We start from the raw sequence: 21593 nt of genomic DNA, 5'->3' as shown, positions 1-21593 counted from the left end.
AACCGGTTTTGCCCCGTGCCGCAGCTTACCGGTGCTACCTGGGCAGATGGCGGGCAGTCGGGCGCGCGGGCGAGCAGAACAGCAGGATGTGGGCATGGACCTGGACGCAGCACGAGAGTTCATCCGCCAGCAGCACCACGCGGTGCTGGCCACCCTGCGCTCGGACGGCACCCCGCAGCTGTCGCCGGTGCTGGCCGCCGTGGACGAGCAGGGGCACGTCGTGATCAGCACCAGGCAGACCGCGTACAAGCTGCGCAACGTCCGCCGCGATCCCCGGGTGTGGCTGTGCGTGCTGCCCGACGGGTTCTTCGGCCGCTGGATCCAGGTCGAGGGCACCGCGGAGATCGTGTCGCTGCCCGAGGCCATGCCCGGTCTGGAGGACTACTACCGCCGGGTGTCCGGGGAGCACCCGGACTGGGCCGAGTACCGCGCGGCCATGCGGCAGGAACAGCGGGCGCTGCTGCGCGTCCGGCCGCACCGCGCCGGGCCCGACCGCAGCGGCTGACCCGGCGCGCCGGGCCGATCGCGCGCTGTGGTGGCGGCCGCGAACCAGCGGCGGGTTCGCGGCCGCCAGGCGCTCGGCCGGTGTGCTCAGCCGGGGTGCTCAGCCGGGGTGCTCAGCCGGCGTCGAGAGCCAGGTACTCGAACCAGTCGAAGTCGGCGTGGTTGCTGCTGGGCTGGCCGTCGCTGGTGGCGTACACGCCCAGGTAGGTGCCGACGAACCCGCCGGCCACCGGGGTGCTCAGCAGCCGCCCGTCCACCGGCTCTCCCAGGGGCTTCCACCGGTCCGGCCGGGTCGCGAAGCGCATCTGGTAGTTCTGGCCGCGCGCCTCCACCCCGAGGTACACCCGGCCCTCGGCGACGGGCGCCTCAGCGAGCACCTCGGTGCTCCGCTGGTAGCGCCGGGCGAGGCGGACCACGCGCTGGCGCCGCCCGGTCACGGTGAGCGTGAGGTGGAAGGCGTCGCTCTGCACCAGGGCCAGCCCGGCGCTCTCGTGCTCGGACTCCGGCTGGAAGTCGACCGCGGTGCGCGCGGCGAAGTCGATGTGCTGCTGCCGACGGCCGACGAAGCTGGGAGTGTCCAAATCGGCCAGTGTCGGTGGTCGCACCCGCAGCCGCAGGTGGCCGAACCGCTCCTCCAGCGACCAGAACTGCTTGTCCGGGGTGCGCAGCACGTTCCACAGTGGAGCGAGGGTGGGTGCCTCGAAGTTGTCGGTGGCCGGCTCCGCCGGCCACCGGTGCTCGGGCAGGTCGGGTGCTGGGTAGCTGTCCTCGACCCGGCCGGTGCCCTCGCTGGCCACCGGCCACCCCTCCGCCCAGCGCACCGGCACCAGGAAGGTCTCCCGGCCCAGGTTGTAGAAGTAGCCGCCGTAGGGGCGCATGCCCAGCAGCACCATCCACCACTGCCCGCCGGGCGTGCACACCAGGTCCCCGTGGCCGGTGCCGACGATGGGGTGGTCCCGGCCGAGGTGGCGGTGGGTGAGCACGGGGTTGCGCGGGCTGCCCTGGTAGGGCCCGGTGATCTGGTCGGCCCTGGCGATCATCACCGCGTGGTCGTGCCCGGTGCCGCCCTCGGCGGTCAGCAGGTAGTACCGACCGTCCACTTTGTACAGGTGCGGCGCCTCGGTCCACACCGCCCCACCCAGCGCGGACCGCCAGATCACCTGTTCCGCACCGACCAGGCGCATCCCGATCGGGTCGAACTCGCGCAGCCAGATCTCGGTCTGCCCGGGGTAGTCGGGCTCGGTGAGCGGCCGGCAGCCGACGCACCACGCCCTGCCGTTGTCGAAGAACAGCGACGGGTCGATGCCCTCGGCCTCGGGCAGCCAGTACGGGTCCGACCACGGGCCGGTCGGGTCGGCCGCGGTCACCACGAAGGTGCCGGCCCGGTCGTGCCCGCCGACCAGGGTGCAGATCACGTAGAACCGTCCGTCGTGGTACCGGATGGTCGGCGCGAACAGCCCGTTGGAGGACCGCACCCCGGCCAGCGGCAGCTGATCGGGCCGGTCGAGCACGTGCCCCAGCTGTCTCCAGTGGACCAGGTCCCTGCTGTGGTAGAGCGGCAGGCCGGGGAAGTACTCGAACGTGGAGGTGACCAGGTAGTAGTCCGTGCCGACCCGGCAGATCGAGGGATCGGGGTGGAAGCCGGGGAGCACGGGGTTGCGGAAGCGCGCCAAGGTGGATCTCCGTCTTTCTCGCGGTGCTGGTGCGGTCGCCGACACCGCTGGGCGGTGGCCGGACCTGGTCTACTTGCCGCCCACGCCCATCAGGCCGTTGACGAGCGCCCTGCGGGCGAACAGGTACGCGACGAAGATCGGCAGTCCGGACAGCACCACGGCGGCGAGCAGCCCGGGCACGTTCACCCCGAACTGGCTGCGGAACTCCCACAGCGCCAGCGTCAGCACGCGCTTGTCCTCGGACTGGGTCAGCACGAGGGGGAACAGGAAGCCGTTCCACGCCTGCAGCGCGGTGTAGATGCCCACGGTGGTGATCCCCGCCCTGGACAGCGGCACCACCAGACCGAACAGCACCCGGGTGGTGCTGGCGCCGTCCAGTGCCATGGCCTCGTAGACCTCCTCGGACACGTCACGCATGGCGCTGGACAGGATGAGCACGGCGACCGGCAGGGCGAAGGCTGCGGTGGGCAGGACCACGGCCAGCAGCGAGTCGTACAGGCTGAGCCGGGTGATCATCAGGTAGACCGGGACGATCGTGGCCTGGGCCGGGATCGCCAGTCCCAGCAGGAACAGCCGGAACCCGGTGGAGGCCAGCCGGCTGCGCGAGCGGACCACGGCGAAGCCGGCGGGCACGGCCACCACCAGCACCAGCGCGACGGTGGCCACGGTGACCAGCACCGTGTTGATCAGGGCCTGGACGAATCCCTTGTCGACCACGGACAGGTAGTTCTCGAAGGTCGGCGCGGTCGGCAGGTCGAGCGGCCCGGCGTCGAGGTAGTCCTCGGTGCGCCGCAGCGTGCTGGTGACCATGGAGTACAGCGGTACGGCCACGATCACCAGCCACACCAGGGCGGCCAGCCCGGCCAGCACGTTCGGCCGCCCGCGCCGGCCGCGCGCGCGGGTCCGGCCCGGCCGGCGCGGCTCGCTCGGCCGGGCCCCGGCCTCGGGTGTCGCCCGTGTCGGCGTCAACGCTGGCACGTTGTCACATCCCCTCTCGGGTGCTGCGCATCCGGGCGAACCCGGAGACCCGGACCAACAGCAGCGAGATCGCGGTCGCCACCAGGACCAGGGCGAACGCGATCGCGCTCGCGTAGCCGTAGTCGTAGCTGCGGAACGCGGTGGTGTACATCCGGAACGGCACGATGTAGGTGGCGGTCCCCGGTCCGCCGTTGGTGAGGATGAGCACGGTGTCGAAGAAGGTCAGCGCGCCGACCACCATCAGCACCGACGAGCTGACGATGGTGTTGCGCAGCTGCGGCAGGGTGATGTGCCGGAACTGCTGGACGCGGCTGGCCCCGTCGATGAGCGCGGCCTCGTAGAGCGACTCCGGGATCTGGCGCGCACCCGACTGGTAGAACAGGGTGTGCAGCGGGATGAACTGCCAGGAGGCCACGAACGCCACGCAGAGCAGGGCGCCGGTCGGGGTTCCCGCGATGTTGCCGTCGGCGAAGCCGACCAGTGGTCCCAGGGTGGCGGCGAGGCCGAAGTTCGGGTCGAGCAGCGCCCGCCACAGCACCGCGATCGCGGCGCTGGACAGCAGCAGCGGCAGGAAGAAGATCGCCGACAGCACGGCCCGGTTGCGCTGCCTGCCGGCCGCCCAGACCCCGAGCAGCAGGCTGATCGGGGTCTGGATCACCCAGGACAGCACGGTCAGCAGGACGCTGAGCCGCAGCGAGTCGAGCATGGCGGGATCGGTGAACAGCCTGGTCCAGTTCGCCATGCCGATGAAGCTGGGGTTGCCCAGCCCGTTCCACGCGGTCAGCGACAAGTACCCGACCAGCAGCATGGGCAGCAGCGCGAACAGTCCGAACAGGACCAGCGCGGGCAGCGCCCACACCCCGCCCGGTCGGTCAACGCGCCGGTGGGTGGCGGTGGTCACCTGGCCTGCTCCACGGTCTGCACGAACTGCTCCGGGGTGAGCTGCTTGTTGAACAGCTGCTGGATCGCGGTGATCACGGCCTGCCCGATGTTGGGGTCCAGCGCCTGGTCCCAGGACTGGGTGAACTCGGGGGCGCGCTGCACCAGGTTGTACTGGAAGGTGGCGAACTCCGGGTTGTCGCTCTGGCCGAGCCGGTCCTGCGCGCTGGTGGTGGTGGGCACGTCACCGGCCTGCAGCAGCTTGGTCACGTAGCTGTCGGTGGCCATCTGGTCCAGGAAGGCGATGGCGGTGTCCTTGTTCTTGGACTGGGCGCTGACCGAGAAGTAGTTGGTGGGGTTGCCGACCAGGTTGGCCGGGTCGCCCTTGCCGCCCTCGATGCCCGGGAAGGTGGTGTAGCCCAGCTTGGTCCTGGCGAAGTCGGGGTCGTCCTGCAACTGGTTGGCGTACTCCCAGGAGCCCATCAGGTGCATGGCGGCGTTGCCCCTGGCCAGCAGGGTGGAGGCGGCGTGGCTGTTGTAGTCCACCGAGGCGAAGTTGGTGCCGAACGCGCCCCGGTCGACCAGGTCCTGCACGGTCTGCGCGGCCTGCAGCACGCTCGGGTCCCGCCAGGCGCTCTGGTCGCCGTGCACGATCCGGTCGAACACCTCGGCCCCGCCGTACCGGTCGACCAGGTACTCGACCCACATCAGCTCGGTCCACGCGGTGGCCCCGCCCAGGGCGAACGGGGTGATACCTCGGCTCTTGAACGTGTCGATCAGGCTGAGCAGGTCGTTCCAGCTCTGCGGCGGCTGGACGCCGGCGTTGGCGAAGACGTCCCTGTTGTAGAACAGCACCACGGGCTGCATGCCGCGCAGCGGGATGCCGTAGTACTTGCCGTCCAGCCCGCCGGCCTCCAGCACCGCGGGCAGGAACGCCTGCTTGAGCTGGGGCTTGGCGTCCAGCGTCGGGGTCAGGTCCACCAGTGTCCCGGCCTGCACGTAGGACTTGATGGACCCGCCGCCCCAGTTGAAGAACACGTCGGGGGCGTTGGGCGAGCCCATCGCCACCCTGAGCTTGTCCGGGTAGCTGTCCGGGCTGAAGCGGTCGATGACCACCTTGACCGACGAGTTCTTGTTGAACTCGTCCGCGGCCTGCTGCTGGGCCGCGTTCATCTTGTCGTCCTCGAGCACCCACACGTGCACGGAGCCGTCGTCCGGCGCGCCTCCCTGGGGACCGGTCGTCCCGCATCCGACGAGTGCGGTGAGCAGAGCGACCATGGTGGCGCCAACCGCACCACGTCGACCTAGCGACTTGAACATCTGACGCCTCCAGTGGCGTGCCGATAGTTTCACCAGCCGTTCCGAACGTTTCGGCACCCTATGTGCGTGATGTCACAAGGTCAATACTCTTCGTCCCTGAACCCTCGAAAGGCAAAGGATTGCTTTCGACTCGCATACACTTTGCGGCATGGCGCCAAAGACCAGCTCAGCAACGCCGGACCGGCACCGTCAGCCCCCCGTGACGATCGCGCGCATCGCGGCGGAGGCCGGCGTTTCAGTGCCGACAGTTTCGAAAGTCGTGAACGGGCGAGCCGATGTCGCCCAGGAAACCCGCCAGCGGGTCGAGGCGATCATCAAGAAGCACGGCTACCAGCGCCGCACCGACCAGCGGGCGACCCGGACCAACCTGCTCGAACTGGTCTTCCACGAGCTGGAGAGCGCCTGGGCGCTGGAGATCATCCAGGGCGTCGAGCAGGTGGCCAGGGAGCACGACATGGCCGTGGTGCTCTCCGAGTCCCAGGGCCGGCGCACGCCCGGCCGGGGCTGGGTGGAGGGGGTGCTCGCGCGTCGGCCGGCCGGCGTGGTCTCGGTGCTGTCCGGGCCGTCCGCCGACCAGCACGCCCGCCTGCACGCGGCCGACATCCCGATCGTGGTGGTGGACCCGGCCGGTGACCCCGAGCCGGACGTGCCCTCCATCGGCGCCACCAACTGGAACGGTGGGCTGACCGCCACCCGGCACCTGATCGAACTCGGCCACCGGCGGATCGCGGTGATCGGCGGGCCGGACAACATGCTGTGCAGCCGGGCCCGCATCGACGGCTACCGGGCCGCGCTGGAGACCGCGGGCATCACCGTGGACCCCGAGCTGGTGCGCAACGGCGACTTCCACGTGGAGGCCGGGTACCGGGAGACCATGGCCCTGCTGCGCCTGCCCGACCCGCCCACCGGCGTGTTCGCCGGCAGCGACCTGCAGGCGCTCGGCGTCTACGAGGCGGCGAGGGAGGCCGGGCTGCGCGTGCCCGAGGACCTCAGCGTGGTCGGCTTCGACGACCTGCCGGTGGCCAGGTGGGTGAGCCCCGGGCTGACCACCGTGCACCAGCCGCTGCAGGAGATGGCCGCGGCCGGCGCGCGCATGGCCCTGGGACTGGCCAGGGGCGAGGTGGTGGGCCCGCAGCGGGTGGAACTGGCCACCAGCCTGGTGGTGCGGCAGAGCACGGCAGCACCGGCGTGAGGCGCCGCCGGGGTGGGCTTGGCCCCGGCGGCGATCGGTGGTCCGAAACTTTCCGGGCGCACCCGGGCACCCGGTCAGCGCCCTGCCTTCGTGCTCCTGCTCCACCACCACGGCCGTGCCACCATCGGTCCCGCACCCTGGTACACCTTGATCCCGCCAGAAGTTTCGGATAGCTTTCCGATACTATCGGCCGCCCCGTCGACGGTGACGTTGGTGCGCGCCGTCTGTGTCGACGCCATCCCGGTGCCGTTGCCGGCTCCCGGGCAGGGCAGAGCGGAGAACCCCGGCATGGATCAGTGGGTCAGCGAGATCTCGGCAGCGGCTCCGGCGGGCAGCGGCTCCCCCGGCGACGAGACCACCCCGCCGTGGCGCGACCCGGCCCAGCCCGTGTCCGTGCGGGTCGCCGACCTGGTGGGCAGGATGACCCTGGACGAGAAGCTGGCCCAGCTGGTCGGGGTGTGGGTCAGCGCGTCGGCCAGCGGTGAGGGCGTCGCACCCCACCAGCACGAGATGATCGAGCAGACTCCCGTGTGGACGGAGGTCATCAAGCACGGCCTCGGCCAGCTCACCCGCGCCTTCGGCACCACCCCCACCGACCCGAGGGCCGGCGCGCTGGCGCTGGAGCGCAGCCAGCGGGAGATCATGGCCGCCAACCGGTTCGGCATCCCCGCCATGGCGCACGAGGAATGCCTGGCCGGGTTCACCGCCTGGCAGGCCACGGCCTACCCGGTCCCGCTGGCCTGGGGCGCGTCCTTCGACCCCGTGCTGGTGGAGCGGGTGGCCGCGACGATCGGCAGGGACATGCGCGGCGTCGGCGTGCACCAGGGCCTCGCCCCCGTGCTCGACGTCGCCCGCGACCTGCGCTGGGGCCGGGTCGAGGAGACCATCGGCGAGGACCCCTACCTGGTCGGCGTGCTCGGCACCGCCTACGTCCGCGGCCTGGAGGGCGCGGGCGTGGTGTCCACGCTGAAGCACTTCGCCGGGTACGCCGCCTCCCGTGCCGGCCGCAACCACGCGCCGGTGTCCATGGGGCCCAGGGAGTTCGCCGACGTGGTCCTGCCCCCGTTCGAGATGGCCGTGCGGCTGGGCCGGTCCCGCTCGGTCATGCACGCCTACACCGAGGTCGACGGCCTGCCCTCGGCCGCGAACGAGCAGTTGCTGACCACCCTGCTGCGCGACGAGTGGGGCTTCGACGGGGTGGTCGTGGCCGACTACTTCGGCCTGTCCTTCCTGGAGACGCTGCACGGGGTGGCCGCGGACGCGGGCGAGGCGGCCGCGCTCGCGCTGGCCGCCGGGGTGGACGTGGAACTGCCCACGGTGCGCTGCTACGGCGAGCCCCTGGCCGAGCTGGTGCGCGCGGGCACCGTGCCCGAGGCACTGGTGGACCGGGCGGTCACCCGGGTGCTCACCCAGAAGTGCGAGTTGGGCCTGCTCGACCCGGGCTGGTCGCCCCGGCCGGCCGCGCTCACCCAGCAGGACCGCGTTGACCTGGACCCACCAGCCAACCGGGCACTGGCCAGGCGGCTGGCCGAGGAGTCGGTGGTGCTGCTGGCCAACCCACGCGGGGTGCTGCCGCTCGGCCGGCCCGCCCGGGTGGCCGTGGTCGGCCCGCTGGCCGACGATCCCCTGGCGCTGCTTGGCTGCTACTCGTTCCCGGCGCACGTGGGCACCGCCCACCCGGACACCGGGCTGGGCGTGGCCATCCCCACCTTCGCCGAGGCCCTCACCGCGGCCCTGCCCGGCAGCGAGGTCGGCGTGGCGGCCGGGTGCGGGGTCCGCGACGAGGACCGCTCCGGCATGGCCGAGGCGGTGGACCTGGCGGCCGGCGCCGACGTGTGCGTGGCGGTGCTCGGCGACCGCGCCGGGCTGTTCGGCCGGGGCACCTCCGGCGAGGGGTGCGACGCCCCGGACCTGCGGCTGCCCGGGGCGCAGGCGGAGCTGCTGGACCGGCTGATCGACACCGGGACCCCGGTGGTGCTGGTGGTGTCCAGTGGCCGGCCCTACGCCCTGGGCGGGGTCATCGACCGGTTGGCCGCCGCGGTCCAGGTCTTCTTCCCCGGCGAGGAGGGTGCGACCGCCGTGGCCGACGTGCTCACCGGCCGGGTCAACCCCTCCGGCAAGCTGCCGGTGTCCCTGCCGGCGGACCCGGGTGGCCAGCCAGCCACCTACCTCAGCGCGCCACTGGGGCGGCGCAGCGAGGTCAGCTCGCTGGACCCCACCCCGCTGTTCCCGTTCGGCCACGGCCTGTCCTACAGCACCTTCGGCTACGACGACCTGCGCATCGACGCCGAGGGGCCGGGCGGCACCTCGGTCGCGGTGGACGGGTCGGTGGAGGTCTCGTGCGTGGTGACCAACACCGGTGACCGCGACGGCGCCGAGGTCGTCCAGCTCTACCTGCGCGACCCGGTCGCCCAGGTGACCCGGCCGGTGCGCCAGCTGGCCGGGTTCGCCCGGGTGTTCCTCCCGGCCGGCCGCTCGTGCCGGGTGCGGTTCGGCCTGCACGCCGACCGAACCGCCTTCACCGGCCGCACCGGCGAGCGCGTGGTGGAACCCGGGCGCATCGAGGTCCACATCGGACCGTCCAGTGCGGACACCCCGCTGACCGGCGCCTTCGACCTGGTCGGCGAGCCCCGGGTGGTGGGCGCCGACCGGGTGCTGGAGACCGCGGTGTCGGTCGAGCGGCTGGACTAGTGGCTCGGCTCGGATCCTCGGTCGGGTAATTGCCGGGGCGGTCCGGCGGGTAACCCGGGTGCTGCGGCCCGTCGGGCGCCGGCGCGGTCTCCGGCTCGCCCATCCCGTCCGGGCTGACCCCCACCACCCCGTCCCCCGGTTCCCGGACAGGCAGCTCACCAGGGAACCGGGCCGTGCTCGTCGAAGAAGCCGCCGGTCGGCCCGTCATCGGGCAGCGTGGCGAGCCGGACGACCACGGCCGCGCCGTCGGCCGCGGTGCGGGTCAGGCCGGGGAACGCCGTGGTGAAGTCGGTGGCACACGGCCCCGGATCGGCGGCGTTGACCAGGATGTTGCGGCTGCGCAGTTCCTTGGCGTATTGCACGGTCAGCGAGTTGAGTGCGGTCTTGGACGGGACGTACGCGGCCAACGGGGGCCGGGTCGTGAAGTAGTCCTCGGGATCGGTCATCCGGGTGATGGAGCCCAGTCCACTGCTGACATTGACGATCCGGGCGGCGGGGGAGCGGGCGAGCAGCGGCAGCATCGCGGTGGTCACGCTGATCACGCCGAACACGTTGGTTTCGAACACCTCGCGTACCACGGGCAGTTCGACACTGCCAGGGCTCTGGGCGGCGAGGTCGCCAGCGATGCCGGCGTTGTTGACCAGGATGTCCAGCCGGCCAAAGCGCTCCTCGATCCAGCGGGCGGCGGACAGGACACTGGCGCGGTCGGTGACGTCCAGGGTGACCGGGTACACCCGCGGGCCCAGGTCGGCTGCGGCTGCCGCACCGCGGTGCGGGTCGCGCGAGGCCAGCAGGACGTTCGTGCCGAGCGAGGCGAGCTGGGCTGCGACCTCGCGCCCGATGCCCTTGTTGGCACCGGTGACCAGGGCAGTCGTGGTTTCTGTCATGCGTTCAGCCCACCACGGGGGCGACCGGGAGTTCCAACACCGATCAGGTGCGCAGCGATACCGTGCGGGTATGGAAAGACTGGAGGTCCGCGAACTCGTCTACTTCACCGCTGTCGCCGAAGAACTGCACTTCGGTCGGGCGGCCGCCCGGTTGGGGATGGCCCAACCGCCGCTCTCCCGCGCCATTCAGCAGCTCGAACGACGGCTGGGCGTAGCCCTGTTGGAACGTGGCAGTCGCCGGGTCGCACTGACCGAGGCGGGGGCCGTCCTGCTCCGCGAGAGCCGTACGGTGCTCGACGCCGCGTCGGCCGCGGCGCGCCGCACCCGGCGGGCCGGCCGCGCCGACCCGCGCCTGGTCCTGGCCATCAAGCCGGGCGGCGACGGTGGCCTGCTGCCCGCGATCCTCGACGCCTATCAGGCTGAGCCGGGCGCGCTGCCGGTCGAGCTGATGTGCAGCTTCGGCGAGCGTGAGGTCCTGCTGCGGGAGGGTCGTGCCGACGCCGCCCTGCTTCACCGCCCCCACCACGACCTCACCGGCCTGGACACCCAGGACCTCCTGACCGAGACTCAACTTCTCGTGATGCCGAGTTCGCATCGCCTCGCGGGCCGTACCCGGGTCTGCCTGAACGACCTCGCCGGGGAGCCCCTGCCGCGCTGGCCGGGCGCATCTGAGGGTGGCGCACACGGACCCGAGATCCACGACCTTGGGCAGCTTCTCCACCTCATCGCCTTGCGCCGCATGGTCGCCGTCCTCCCCTCCTCCATCCGCGGCCAGCTCCGCGACGACCTGGTCGCTGTCCCAGTCGATGATGCCGAGCCCACCACGCTCGTCCTCGCCTGGCCCGAGCACGCCACCTCCCCAGCCCTGGCCGCCTTCGTCCGCGCGGCCGCCGCCGTGGCGGGCAAGGTGACGGGCCACGGCGGGTAGAGCGGGGAGACACGCGGGGTGGGAGGCGCCCTCGCCCATGCTCGCAGGCGTGCGAACACTCCAGGACGCCCTCACGGCCACCGTCGAGATCACACCTGGAGGCAGCATGACGGGCACCGGACGGCGAACCAGTTACGCGGTCGACAATCCGAGCCAAGCCACTAGCGCCGCCAGGGCCGGGCGAACTCGTGCAGGGCCCGTTGGGCCGACTCGGCCAGCACCTGGTCGTTGATCGACGTGCCGGCCGGGTGGAAGAAGTGGTCCAGGCCGGGCAGCACGCGCAGACCGGGCCCGCTGGTGCCGGCCAGGGTGAGCGCGCCCAGCAGCGGCGGCGTGGTCGCGCAGGGGACGTTGACGTCGGCGGTGCCGCAGGTGACGGTGACCCGGGTGCCGCGCTGGACCCGCCTGGCCACGTCCGGCGGGTAGATCGCGTCGTCGGTGCGGGTGAACCGCGCGATCGGCCCGAACAGCTGCCCCAGGAACAGCGCCAGCTGGGGCACGATGCCGGTCAGGTCCACCGGCCGCTCCGCGCGGAAGTCCGCGATCGCCCGCGTGATCGCCGCCTTGCTGGTGCGCGCCTGCTCCTCGGTGATGACGCCGAGGGCCACGTCCTGGTCGAGCTGCCGCGCCAGCTGGTAGTCGACCATGTCCAGCAGGCGGATGTCCTGCGGTGCCAGCAGCGCCAGGCCGGCCGGGCGCTGGGCCACCCGGTCGGCCAGCAGCAGGGCGTGCAGGCCGCCCTCGCTGTGGCCGACGACGAGCAGGGCCCGTGCGTCGGTCTCGGGCTGGGCGCGCAGGGTGTCGTAGGCGGCCACCGCCTGGCGGGTGAACGCGTCCATGTCGATCCGCCCGGGGTCGTCCGCGAACCGCCCCAGGCCGGTCTGTCCGGTGCCGTACTTGTCGAAGCGCAGGGTCATCACCCCGTCCTCGCCCAGCTCCTCGGCGATCAGCCGGAGCGTGTCCGGGGTCAACGCCGGTGGTTCGTTGCCGTTGCGGTCGGTGGGCCCGCTGCCCGGTAACAACAGCGCCGCGGCCAGCCGGGCACCCGGCCGGTGCGCCGGCACGTGCACCGTGCCGTAGGTGGTCGTGCCGTCCGCGTCGAAGCGCACCTCCCGGTCGGTGGCCGGCACCGCCGCGGGCGCGGCCTCGGCCGGCACCACCCCACCCGCGCCGATCGCCAGCACCGCGAGCACACCGGCTGCGGCCCTCGCTCGCCAACGCATTCCCCGCTCCCCCGTTCGCCGTGGTCGTCCGTGGTTCGATCCTGCCCGACCGCACCGGACAACTCCACTGTTTTCACCCTGGTTGACCAACGTTCCGCCGGAGACCGGAGGACAGCACCGGCGATCCCCGATCAGTCCACTACAGACAGTCCACTATGTACTAGTAACCACCTGCCGCAGGCCGGTCAGAGCCAGCCGTTGCGCCGGAACGCGCGGAACAACCCGTAGCAGATGGCGGCCATGACGCCCAGCACCAGGGGGTAGCCGATGGACCAGTGCAGTTCGGGCATGTGGTCGAAGTTCATCCCGTAGATCCCGGCGATCGTGGTGGGCGCCGCCGCGATCGCCGCCCACGCCGAGATCTTGCGCATGTCCTCGTTCTGCCACGTGCTGATCTGGCCGAGGTGAGCGTCCAGAATGGAGTTGAGCAGCTCCTCGCTGGTGCGGATGGTGGCGGCGGCGCGCAACACCCGGTTGGCCACCTCCCGGAAGTACGGCTCACGGGCCTCGGCGGTGAGGGGGAGGGTGCCGGACAGGAACTCCCGTGCCTCGACCTCCAGCGGCTGCACGGCTTCCCGCCCTTCCAACACCTCGCGCTTGAGCGCGTAGATCGCGTCCACCGCGTTGGTCCGACCCGGCGCGAAGATCCGCTCCTCCAGCTGCGCGATGTCGGTCGCCAACTCGTCGGACACCTCGTTGTAGCCGTCGGCCACCGCCCCGCCCACCGCGTAGGCCAGTGACTTGGCGCCGTGCCGCAGCAACCCGGGGTGGGCGGAGACGTTCGCCCACACCTCCGGGAAGGGGTCGCCCGCACCCTGGCGAACGGTCACCAGGAAGCGCTCGCCCAGGAACAGGGTGAGCTGCCCGGTCTCCACCTTCGAGGTGGGATCGTCGTACTGGAGCGTCTTGAGCAGCACGAACAGGATGCGGTCGTACAGCTGGTAGCGGGTGCGCTGGTGGGGCCGCAGGCTGGCCGCCACGGCCAGCGGCGGCAGGCCCACTTCCTCGGCCAGCTCGTGCATGTCCGAGGGCGACGGCTCCACCAGGCCGATCCAGACGAACGACGACTCGTCGGGCAACGACCGCAACCGGTCCAGGGCATCCGCCAGTCCGCCGACCTCGCGCCGCAGTTCACCCCCGGTGCAGACCGCGTACTCCACCACGAACACCACCTGCTCGTCCTCGTTCCTCGCCCACCGCGGCGGGCCTGGCCTGCTGCCATCCTCAACCAGAAGTCACCGCGGCGTCGGTCCGACCCGGCGCACCACCGCACCTCGGCCAGGCGCCCGGGCACCGGCGGTCCACTCTGGACAGTGTGTCGCCGTTTCCCACCGGGGCCGCGCCGGCCCGGCCCTGACCACGGGCGGGGTCCACGGGCGAGGTCGCGGAGCGCGCGGTGGCCGCGGCCGCACCGGTCGGTGCGGGAGCCCGCTACGCCACCCGGCGTGGAAGGCCGGGCACTCCTCGTCGTGATCGCGCTCCCGGCGCGGGTGTCCCGGAGCCCACCGGCGCGACCACCTCCGCCCCTGGCTCGGCCTGGGACAATGGCTGGACGGTAGGTGATCGACATGGGACGCTGCGTGCCCCGGTCTTGGTGCGCGAGGGGGTGTGGTGGAGTTTCAACTGCTTGGCCCGCTGGAGATACGGGGTGACCAGGGGCGGGCTCCGATCGCGGGCAACAGGTCAACCGCGCTGATCGTGGCGCTGCTGATGCGGCCGAACCGGGTGGTTCCGGTTGATCACCTGATCGAGTCGGCCTGGGGCGACGATCCGCCCAGACGGGTGTCCGCGTCCGTGCAGACCCGGATCTTCCAGCTCCGCAAGTCACTGGGTGAGGCCGAGGCCGACGGCGGGCGGCGGATCAGCACCACGCCAGCCGGCTACCTGCTCCGGGTGGATCCGGGTGAGCTGGACCTGGAGGTGTTCCGGGCGCGCCGGGCCGCGGCGCGCAAGGCCAACGGCATGGGTGCGCTCGACCAGGCCGCCACCGAGTTGCGCGCCGGCCTGGCCCTGTGGCGCGGTCCGGCCCTGGCCGGCGCCGAGGGCGAGTTCGCGCGCAAGGTCGCGGCCGGCCTGGACGAGGAACGCCTGGACGCGCTGGAGGAGCGGATCGAGGTGGACCTGGCGCGCGGCCAGGCCGGCGCCGTGCTCGCCGAACTCCAGGACCTGGTCGGTGCCCACCCCCGGCGGGAACGCCTGCACGGCCAGCTCATGCTCGCGCTGTACCGGACCGGGCGGCGGGACGAGGCGTTCCAGGCGTTCCGCGCGGCCGAGCAGATCCTGGTCGACGAGCTGGGCATCGAGCCAGGCCCCGAACTCCAGGAACTGCACCGGCGCCTGCTCGCCGACGACCCGGCACTCACCCAGCACCGGCCGGCGGTCACCGTCGAGAGCCGGTCCCGGCCAGTCCCCCACCAGCTGCCCGCCGACGTCTACCACTTCACCGGCCGCTCCGAGCACCTGAACGCGCTCGCCGCCGTGCTCGACCAGGCCGACGCCGACCACCCCGCCGAGCAGGGGGCCGCGGACCGGGCCGAGGCGTCCACCGCGGTGGTGATCACGGCGATCGACGGCACCGCCGGGGTCGGCAAGACCGCGTTGGCGGTGCACTTCGGCCACCGCATCGCGACGCGGTTCCCGGACGGCCAGCTCTACGTCAACCTCCGGGGCTTCGACCCGCAGCGGCCCCCGGTCCCGGCCACCGACGCGCTCGGCCAGTTCCTCCGCGCCCTGGACGTCGACCCCCACCAGGTGCCGCTCGAACTGGACGAGCAGGTCATGCTCTACCAGTCGATCACCAGCACCAAGCGGATGCTGGTGGTGCTGGACAACGCCGCCGACACCGACCAGGTGCGCCCGCTGCTGCCCAGCAGCCCGTCCTGCTTCACCCTGGTCACCAGCCGCAGCCGGCTCACCGACCTGGTCACCGACCACGACGCCCACCAGCTCACCCTGGGGCTGCTCACCCCCGAGGAGGCGATCGCGCTGCTGGTCCGGGTGCTGGGCAGGGAGCGGGTGGACGCCGAGCCCGAGGCCGCGGCCGAACTGGTCCGGCTGTGCGCGCGGCTGCCACTGGCCGTGTCCATCGCCGCGTCCAACCTGGCCGCCCGGCCCGACCGGTCGATCGCGGAGACGGTGTCCGCGCTGGCCGAGGGCAACCGGCTCGCCGCGCTGCAGACCGGCGACGACGAGCTGGCCGCCGTGCGGGCCGCCTTCGACCTGTCCTACCACGCCCTCAAACCCGACTCCCGGTACCTGTTCCGCTGCCTGGGGCTGGTCCCCGGGCCGGACTTCACCCCGGACGCGGCCGCCGCGCTCACCGGCCTGCCCGTGGCCGAGACCAGCACGTTCCTGCGCCACCTGGTCACCGTGCACCTGGTCGAGCAGCACGCGCCGGGCCGCTTCCGCCTGCACGACCTGCTGCGGCTGTACGCGCAGGACATGGCGCACGCCGAGGACGGCGACCACCAGTGCGACCGGGCGCAGCGGCGGCTGTTCGAGTGGTACCTGCACAGCGCGGACAACGCGGTGGGACTGGTCAGCCCCGAGTTCGCGCAGCTGTCCCGGCCCCCGGTCGAGCCCTCGGTCACCCCGGTCGGGTTCGCCACCGACACCGAGGCCGTGGCCTGGCTGGAGGCCGAACGCCCGAACCTGGTGACCGCGGCCCAGCACGCGGCCGGCTCCACCCCGCACCACGCGGTGGCCTGGCACCTCGCCGACGTCCTGCACGGCTTCGTCCGGCACCGCCGCTACCACGACGACTGGCGCACCGTGGCCAAGGCCGGCCTGGAGGCCGCCATCCGGGAGGGCGACCGGCAGGCCCAGGCGGCCATGCACCACAGCGTGTCCAGCGCGCACTGGAGCCGGGCCCAGTACCAGCTGGCCATCGACCACGAGGTCAGGGCGCTGGCGCTGAGCCGGGAGGTGGCCTGGCCGCAGGGCGAGGCGGTCTCGCTGAACTTCCTGGGCCACATCCACAAGGAACTCGGTGACACCGACCAGGCGGTGGACTACTACACCAGGGCGATCGCCATCAACCGGGCCAACGGGTTCCGGCAGGGCGAGACGCAGAACCTGTTCGCGCTGGGTGCGATGAGCTGGCAGCGCGGCCGGATCGAGCAGTCCATCGCCTACTACGAGCAGGCCCTGGTGATCGACCGGGAACTCGGCTCGACCCACCTGGAGCACTTCCACCTCGGCTGCCTGGGCAGCGCCGAGCGCGACTTCGGTGAGCACGCCAGGGCCGCCGAGCACCTGAGGCAGTCCCTGGCGTTCCAGCGCGAGACCGGCGCCCGCGACCTGGAGTCCTACCTGCTGGACGACCTGTCCGCGCTGTCCAGGGAGATCGGCCGGTTCCAGGACGCCTTCGACCAGGCCAGCGCGGCACTGGCGATCGCCGTCGACATCGACGACCTCGGCGCGCAGTCCGACGCGCACAACAGCGTGGCCCACGCCCACCTGTGCCTGGGCCGGCTGGCCGAGGCGGTCGAGCACTTCCAGACCAGCCTGCGCATCTGCCAGGACACCGGGTACGCCTACGGCGAGGCGCTGGCGCTGGCCGGGCTCGCCGTGGCCGAGCTGCGGTTGGGGCGGCTGGCCGAGGCGTCGACCCACGCGGACAAGGCGCTCGCGCTGACCCGGCGCACCGGCTACCGGCTGTTGGAGGGGCTCACCCTGACCCACCTGGCCGCCATCCACCTCGCCCGGGGTGAACTGGCCCAGGCCCGCGGCTTCGCCAGGCAGGCGCTGGCCATCCACGAGGAATCCGGCCACCGCCTCGACCGGGCCCGCACCCTGCGCGTTCTCGGGCAGGTGTGTGAGGCGACCGGGAACCCGACCGAGGCGGTCGCGCACTGGCGGCAGGCGCTGGCGCTGTTCGGGGACGTGCGCATCCCCGAGGCCGACGACGTCCGCGAGCGGCTCGCCGAGGCCGACCGAGGCTGACCCGGGGCCCTGCTCGACAAGGCGCGGCCGGCCGGGCAGCCTGGGGCGGTGTTCCTCGGAGTTGACATCGGCACGGGCTCGACCAAGGGCGTCGTGGTGGACGACGCGGGTGTGGTGCTGGCGCGTGCGGAGCGAGCCCACCAGACCTCCTCTCCCCGGCCCGGCTGGTTCGAGCACGACGCGGTCGCCGTGTGGTGGCAGGACTTCACCGCGGTGGTGGCCGAGCTGTCCCGGCGGGTCGACCTCGCCGGCGTGGCCGGTCTGGCCGTCTCCGGCATCGGCCCGTGCCTGCTCGCCGCCGACCAGGACGGCCGCCCGCTGCGCCCGGCGATCCTCTACGGCGTGGACACCAGGGCCACCCGGGAGATCGCCGAGCTGACCGACGAGTTCGGCGCGGACCAGGTGCTCGCGGTGGGCGGCTCTCCCCTGACCAGCCAGGCGGTCGGCCCGAAGCTGCGCTGGCTGCGCCGGCACGAACCCGAGGTGTGGCAGCGCACCCGCCGGCTGCTGATGGCCTCCAGCTACCTGGTCCACCGGTTGACCGGGGAGTACGTGCTCGACCACCACTCGGCCAGCCAGTGCACCCCCCTGTACGACCTGGCCGGCACCCGCTGGCACGAGCCGGCGCTGGAGCGGCTGGCCCCGGATCTCGCCGCGCCCCGGCTGGCCTGGCCCGGCGAGGTGGTGGGCACCGTGCACGCCGAGGCCGCCTCGGCCACCGGCCTGCCGGTGGGGCTGCCGGTGCTGGCCGGCACGATCGATGCCTGGGCCGAGGCCACCAGCGTGGGCGTGCGCGAGCCCGGCGACGTGATGGTCATGTACGGCTCGACCATGTTCCTGGTCGCGATGTGCCGGCACGCGCTGCGCCACCCCCGGCTGTGGGGCACGGTCGGGGTGCGGCCGGGCACCTACAGCCTGGCCGCGGGCATGGCCACCTCGGGCACGCTCACCGACTGGGTCCGCACGCTCACCGGCGCCTCGTACGCCGAGCTGCTGGCCGCGGCCGAGCAGGTGCCGCCCGGCGCGCGCGGCCTGCTGGTGCTGCCGTACTTCGCGGGCGAGCGCACTCCCCTGTTCGACCCGCACGCGCGCGGCGTGATCGCCGGCCTCACCCTGCACCACGGTCGCGGCGAGCTGTACCGGGCGGTGCTGGAGGCGACCGCGTTCGGGGTGCGGCACAACCTGGACACCATGCGCGAGGCCGGGGCCGAGCCGAACCGGCTGGTGGCCGTGGGCGGCGGCACCCGGGGCGGGCTGTGGCCGCGGATCGTGTCGGCCGTGCTCGGCCTGCCCCAGCAGGTCCCCACCGAGACCGTGGGCGCGGCCTACGGTGACGCCGTGCTGGCGGCGGACGCGGCCGGCGTGGACACCCGCGGGTGGAATGCGACCAGCTCGGTGGTCGAGCCGGACCCGGACTGGCAGGCGCACTACGCCCGGCGCTACCCCGACTACCTCGACCTCTACCCGCGCACCAGGGACACCGTGCACACCCTGGCCGAGGCGCAGCTGGCCGACGAGCGGCTGTCCCACCCCTGACCGGGTCCGCGCGAACGGGACGCCAACCGGTCAGGGGTGGCGGAGCGGCCGGGTGTTCGGTTAGCTCCCCCCATGAGCTGGCGAACGAGCAGAGCCTGGCCGGTCCGCGTCCTCGCCGTGCTGGCGGCACTGCTCGCGCTGGTCACGACGGCACCAGCGGGCACGGCGGCACCAGCCGGCACGGCGGCGCCGGCGCGGAGCTGTCAGCCGGGGCCGGGCCGGCACGTCATGGTGGCCGCGGCCAACCCCGCCGCGGTGCTGGCCGGCTGCCAGGTGCTGCTCGCCGGCGGCTCGGCCGTGGACGCGGCCGTCGCCGTGCAGGCCGTCCTCGCGGTCGTGGAGCCGCAGTCCTCCGGCCTCGGCGGCGGGTCGCTGCTCACCCACTACGACGCCGCCACCCGGACCACCCGGGTCTACGACGGGCTGGCCGAGTCGGGCCGGCGGGTCACCGCCGGGCTGGGCGTGCCGACCGCGTGGGAACAGCGGCGCTACGGCGTCGCCGAGTTCGACAGCGGCGTGGACCACTCGGCGCGGGCGGTGGGCGTGCCCGGCACCCTGGCCGCGCTGGAGTTGGCCCACCGCGAGCACGGCAGCCGGCCGTGGCGGTCGCTGTTCGACACCGCCATCACCCTGGCCGACGCGGGCTTCCCCGTGGCGCCCTACCTGCACGACGTGCTGGCCAACGCCAGCACGGTCACCCCCAGCTGCGCCTATCCCGACCTGCGGGCGCTGTTCTGCGACGGGGACCAGCCCAAGCCGGTGGGCGCGCGGGTGCGCAACCCGGAGCTGGCCGGGGTGCTGCGGGAGGTGCGGGACGGTGGTGCCGCCGCCTTCTACTCACCCACCGGTGACATCGCGCCGGCCATCGTCCGCCGGTTGCACGCCGGCGCGTTCGACGCGACCGCGGACGAGCACGGTCCTGCCGTGATTCCCAGCCTGCTGACCGTGGCCGACTTCGCCGCCTACCGCGCGGTGCGGCGCGACCCGGTGTGCACCGCCGTGCTGGCGCACACCCTGTGCACCGCGCCGCCCCCGGCCACCGGCGGGCTGACGCTGACCGCCCTGCTCGCCATGGCACAGGCACGGGGCGTCACCGGCTTCGCGCCGGACTCGGCCGAGTACGCGCACCTGGTGGTGGAGGCGAGCCGGCTGGCCGGGGTGGACTCCCGGGCCCACGTCGGCGACCCGGACGTGGAGCCGGTTCCGGTCGCCGGGCTGACCGACCCCGGTTACCTGGCCGCCCGCGCGGCGCTGATCAGCCCCGACTCCGCCAACCACCCCGTGCTGCCCGGCCACCCGGACGGCGCGCCCGCGCGGGTGGCCGTGGACGCGGCCGGCGGCGGCGACACCACCAGTCAGATCAGCGTGGTCGACGCCAGGGGCGACGCGCTGGCCATGACCACCACGGTGAACCTCAACTTCGGGTCCCGGGTGCTGGCCAGGGGCATCGTGCTGAACAACGTGGCCACGAACTTCAGCGCCGAGGGCGCCGAGGTGAACGCGATGGCGCCGACCAAGCGGCCGCGCACCTCCATCGCCCCCACCATCGTGTTCGACCGGGCGGGTCAGCCGCGCCTGGTCGTCGGCGCCGCCGGTGGTGGCCCCATCCCCGACTACGTGGCCCAGACCGTGCTCGGCGTGCTCGGCTACGGCCGGAGTCCGCTCGCCGCGATCAGCGCCCCGCACGTCAGCGGGCAGACCAGGGTGGCCGACTGCGGCGGCAGCGCGGACGTGGCCTCGGACGTGGAGGCCGGCACCGGGCTGACCCAGCCGCTGCTGGCCGCGCTCACCGCTCGGAACCACCCGTGCGCGCGGGCCGTGCCGCTGCGCAGCGGCCTGGCCGCGGTCGAGGTGACCGGGCAGACCCTGCTCGGCGCGGCCGACCCCCGCCGCGACGGCACCGCCCTCGGCGGGTAGCGGGTCCGGGCGGAGACGGGGTCAGACGGGGTCAGCCCGCGTCGAGCAGGTGGGCCAGCTGCTGCGCGTTGGTCTGGGCGTAGTCGCGGTAGCAGTTGTTCATCAGCACGTGGGTGGTGGCGGCGTTCTCGGCGAGTTCCCGGATCCTCGGCGCCCACTCGGCCAGTTCCGCGCCGCTGTAGCGGTAGCCGAACCTGCGGTGGATGTCGTGGCTGGTCCACTCCGCGGAGTGGCCGTGGAACCGGACCACGGCCAGCTCGGCGGTGGCGGCCAGCACCGGCGGGATGGAGGTGGGGTGGCCCTGCGGCATGTCCACGCTGACGTAGGGCAACCCGTGGTCGCTGAGGAAGTCCAGTGTCTCGTGCTGGTTGCGCTCGCTCATCCAGGTGTGGTTGCGGAACTCCACGCACACCGGTACCGGGTCGCACCGCCGCTGACAGTCCACAATGTACTTCTTGTGCTGCCCGCTGATCGGGAACCACTGCGGGAACTGCAGCAGGATCGCGCCGAGTTTGCCCGCCTCCGCCAGTGGGCGCAGCGCGGACAGGAACCGCCGCCACAGCTCATCGACCACGGTCGGCGCCACGTCGCGCAGGTAGAGGTTGCGGCCCCGGTCGGACTCGGCGCGGTCCGGCCGCAACTCCACCGGCAGCGCGGACGGCTTGGTGGGGTGGTGGGTGAACAGCGAGAAGGCCTTGATGTTGAAGGTGAACCGCGGTGGGGTCCGCTCCGCCCACAGCCGGGCGGTGTGCTCGGCCGGCGGGGCGTAGTAGGTGGAGTCGACCTCCACGAGCGGGAACTGGCTGGCGTAGTAGGCCAGCCGGTCGGCCGGGGACTTCACCCCGGCCGGGTACCACCCCGACTCCACCAGGGTGCGGTCGGTCCACGAGGCCGTGCCGACCAGCACCTCACCCATGGCAC

The 21593-nt window shown here is 72.9% G+C and carries 15 protein-coding genes; 7 read left to right on the top strand and 8 right to left on the bottom strand.

The genetic code is table 11. The features are described from left to right. Window positions 1–94: 94 nt before the first annotated feature. A complete protein-coding gene (locus LX83_RS04995) occupies window positions 95–505 on the top strand; it encodes a PPOX class F420-dependent oxidoreductase (RefSeq protein ID WP_253767529.1) in 411 nt (136 codons plus the stop codon). A 112-nt stretch (window positions 506–617) separates the two neighbouring features. Here the strand turns inward: LX83_RS04995 and LX83_RS04990 are convergent, their stop codons facing one another. The 4 genes from LX83_RS04990 to LX83_RS04975 form a co-directional block, all read right to left on the bottom strand. Next, on the bottom strand, window positions 618–2177 hold the full coding sequence (locus LX83_RS04990; RefSeq protein WP_253767528.1) for a glycoside hydrolase family 43 protein: 1560 nt from the start codon (window positions 2175–2177) through the stop codon (window positions 618–620). A gap of 69 nt (window positions 2178–2246) precedes the next feature. Beyond that, on the bottom strand, window positions 2247–3146 hold the full coding sequence (locus LX83_RS04985) for a carbohydrate ABC transporter permease (protein WP_253767525.1): 900 nt from the start codon (window positions 3144–3146) through the stop codon (window positions 2247–2249). 13 nt (window positions 3147–3159) lie between these two features. Further along, window positions 3160–4056, bottom strand: a complete 897-nt coding sequence (locus LX83_RS04980) for a carbohydrate ABC transporter permease (protein WP_253767522.1) — start codon at window positions 4054–4056, stop codon at window positions 3160–3162. Next, entirely contained in the window at window positions 4053–5354 is a 1302-nt protein-coding gene (locus LX83_RS04975; protein WP_253767520.1) for an extracellular solute-binding protein, read from the bottom strand. The genes LX83_RS04980 and LX83_RS04975 overlap by 4 nt, the downstream gene beginning before the upstream one ends. Before the next feature lie 148 nt (window positions 5355–5502). Between LX83_RS04975 and LX83_RS04970 the strand changes: the two genes are divergently transcribed. Further along, a complete protein-coding gene (locus LX83_RS04970; RefSeq protein WP_253767518.1) occupies window positions 5503–6546 on the top strand; it encodes a LacI family DNA-binding transcriptional regulator in 1044 nt (347 codons plus the stop codon). 288 nt (window positions 6547–6834) lie between these two features. Further along, entirely contained in the window at window positions 6835–9237 is a 2403-nt protein-coding gene (locus tag LX83_RS04965) for a beta-xylosidase/alpha-l-arabinosidase (protein ID WP_301327702.1), read from the top strand. A 155-nt stretch (window positions 9238–9392) separates the two neighbouring features. Here the strand turns inward: LX83_RS04965 and LX83_RS04960 are convergent, their stop codons facing one another. Then, on the bottom strand, window positions 9393–10124 hold the full coding sequence (locus LX83_RS04960) for an SDR family oxidoreductase (protein WP_253767512.1): 732 nt from the start codon (window positions 10122–10124) through the stop codon (window positions 9393–9395). A 70-nt stretch (window positions 10125–10194) separates the two neighbouring features. Here LX83_RS04960 and LX83_RS04955 point away from each other — a divergent pair, with 70 nt between their 5' ends. Then, window positions 10195–11052 carry a LysR family transcriptional regulator gene (locus LX83_RS04955; RefSeq protein ID WP_308203911.1) on the top strand — a complete coding sequence of 286 codons (858 nt, stop codon included), beginning with the start codon at window positions 10195–10197 and terminating at the stop codon, window positions 11050–11052. A gap of 161 nt (window positions 11053–11213) precedes the next feature. Here the strand turns inward: LX83_RS04955 and LX83_RS04950 are convergent, their stop codons facing one another. Further along, window positions 11214–12275: a serine aminopeptidase domain-containing protein gene (locus tag LX83_RS04950; protein WP_253767510.1), complete on the bottom strand. Its 1062-nt coding sequence runs from the start codon at window positions 12273–12275 to the stop codon at window positions 11214–11216. Between the two features lie 185 nt (window positions 12276–12460). Next, window positions 12461–13447, bottom strand: a complete 987-nt coding sequence (locus LX83_RS04945) for a magnesium and cobalt transport protein CorA (protein WP_253767508.1) — start codon at window positions 13445–13447, stop codon at window positions 12461–12463. Between the two features lie 439 nt (window positions 13448–13886). Here LX83_RS04945 and LX83_RS04940 point away from each other — a divergent pair, with 439 nt between their 5' ends. The 3 genes from LX83_RS04940 to LX83_RS04930 all read left to right on the top strand — a co-directional run bounded on the left by LX83_RS04940 (window position 13887) and on the right by LX83_RS04930 (window position 20672). After that, window positions 13887–17219 carry an AfsR/SARP family transcriptional regulator gene (locus LX83_RS04940; protein WP_253767506.1) on the top strand — a complete coding sequence of 1111 codons (3333 nt, stop codon included), beginning with the start codon at window positions 13887–13889 and terminating at the stop codon, window positions 17217–17219. Window positions 17220–17267: 48 nt separating this feature from the next. Next, complete coding sequence (locus tag LX83_RS04935) at window positions 17268–18755, top strand: FGGY-family carbohydrate kinase (RefSeq protein ID WP_253767504.1); 1488 nt, start codon at window positions 17268–17270, stop codon at window positions 18753–18755. Window positions 18756–18827: 72 nt separating this feature from the next. Beyond that, entirely contained in the window at window positions 18828–20672 is a 1845-nt protein-coding gene (locus LX83_RS04930; protein WP_253767502.1) for a gamma-glutamyltransferase family protein, read from the top strand. Window positions 20673–20703: 31 nt separating this feature from the next. On the opposite strand, the gene LX83_RS04925 is transcribed toward LX83_RS04930, so the two are convergent. After that, complete coding sequence (locus LX83_RS04925; protein ID WP_253767500.1) at window positions 20704–21588, bottom strand: DUF72 domain-containing protein; 885 nt, start codon at window positions 21586–21588, stop codon at window positions 20704–20706. Window positions 21589–21593: the final 5 nt, after the last annotated feature.

It is taken from the genome of Goodfellowiella coeruleoviolacea, from assembly GCF_024171785.1.
GTDB lineage: Bacteria > Actinomycetota > Actinomycetes > Mycobacteriales > Pseudonocardiaceae > Goodfellowiella > Goodfellowiella coeruleoviolacea.
The sequence above is the reverse complement of the archived record's forward strand: the minus strand, read 5'-3'. Positions and strand labels throughout refer to the sequence as shown.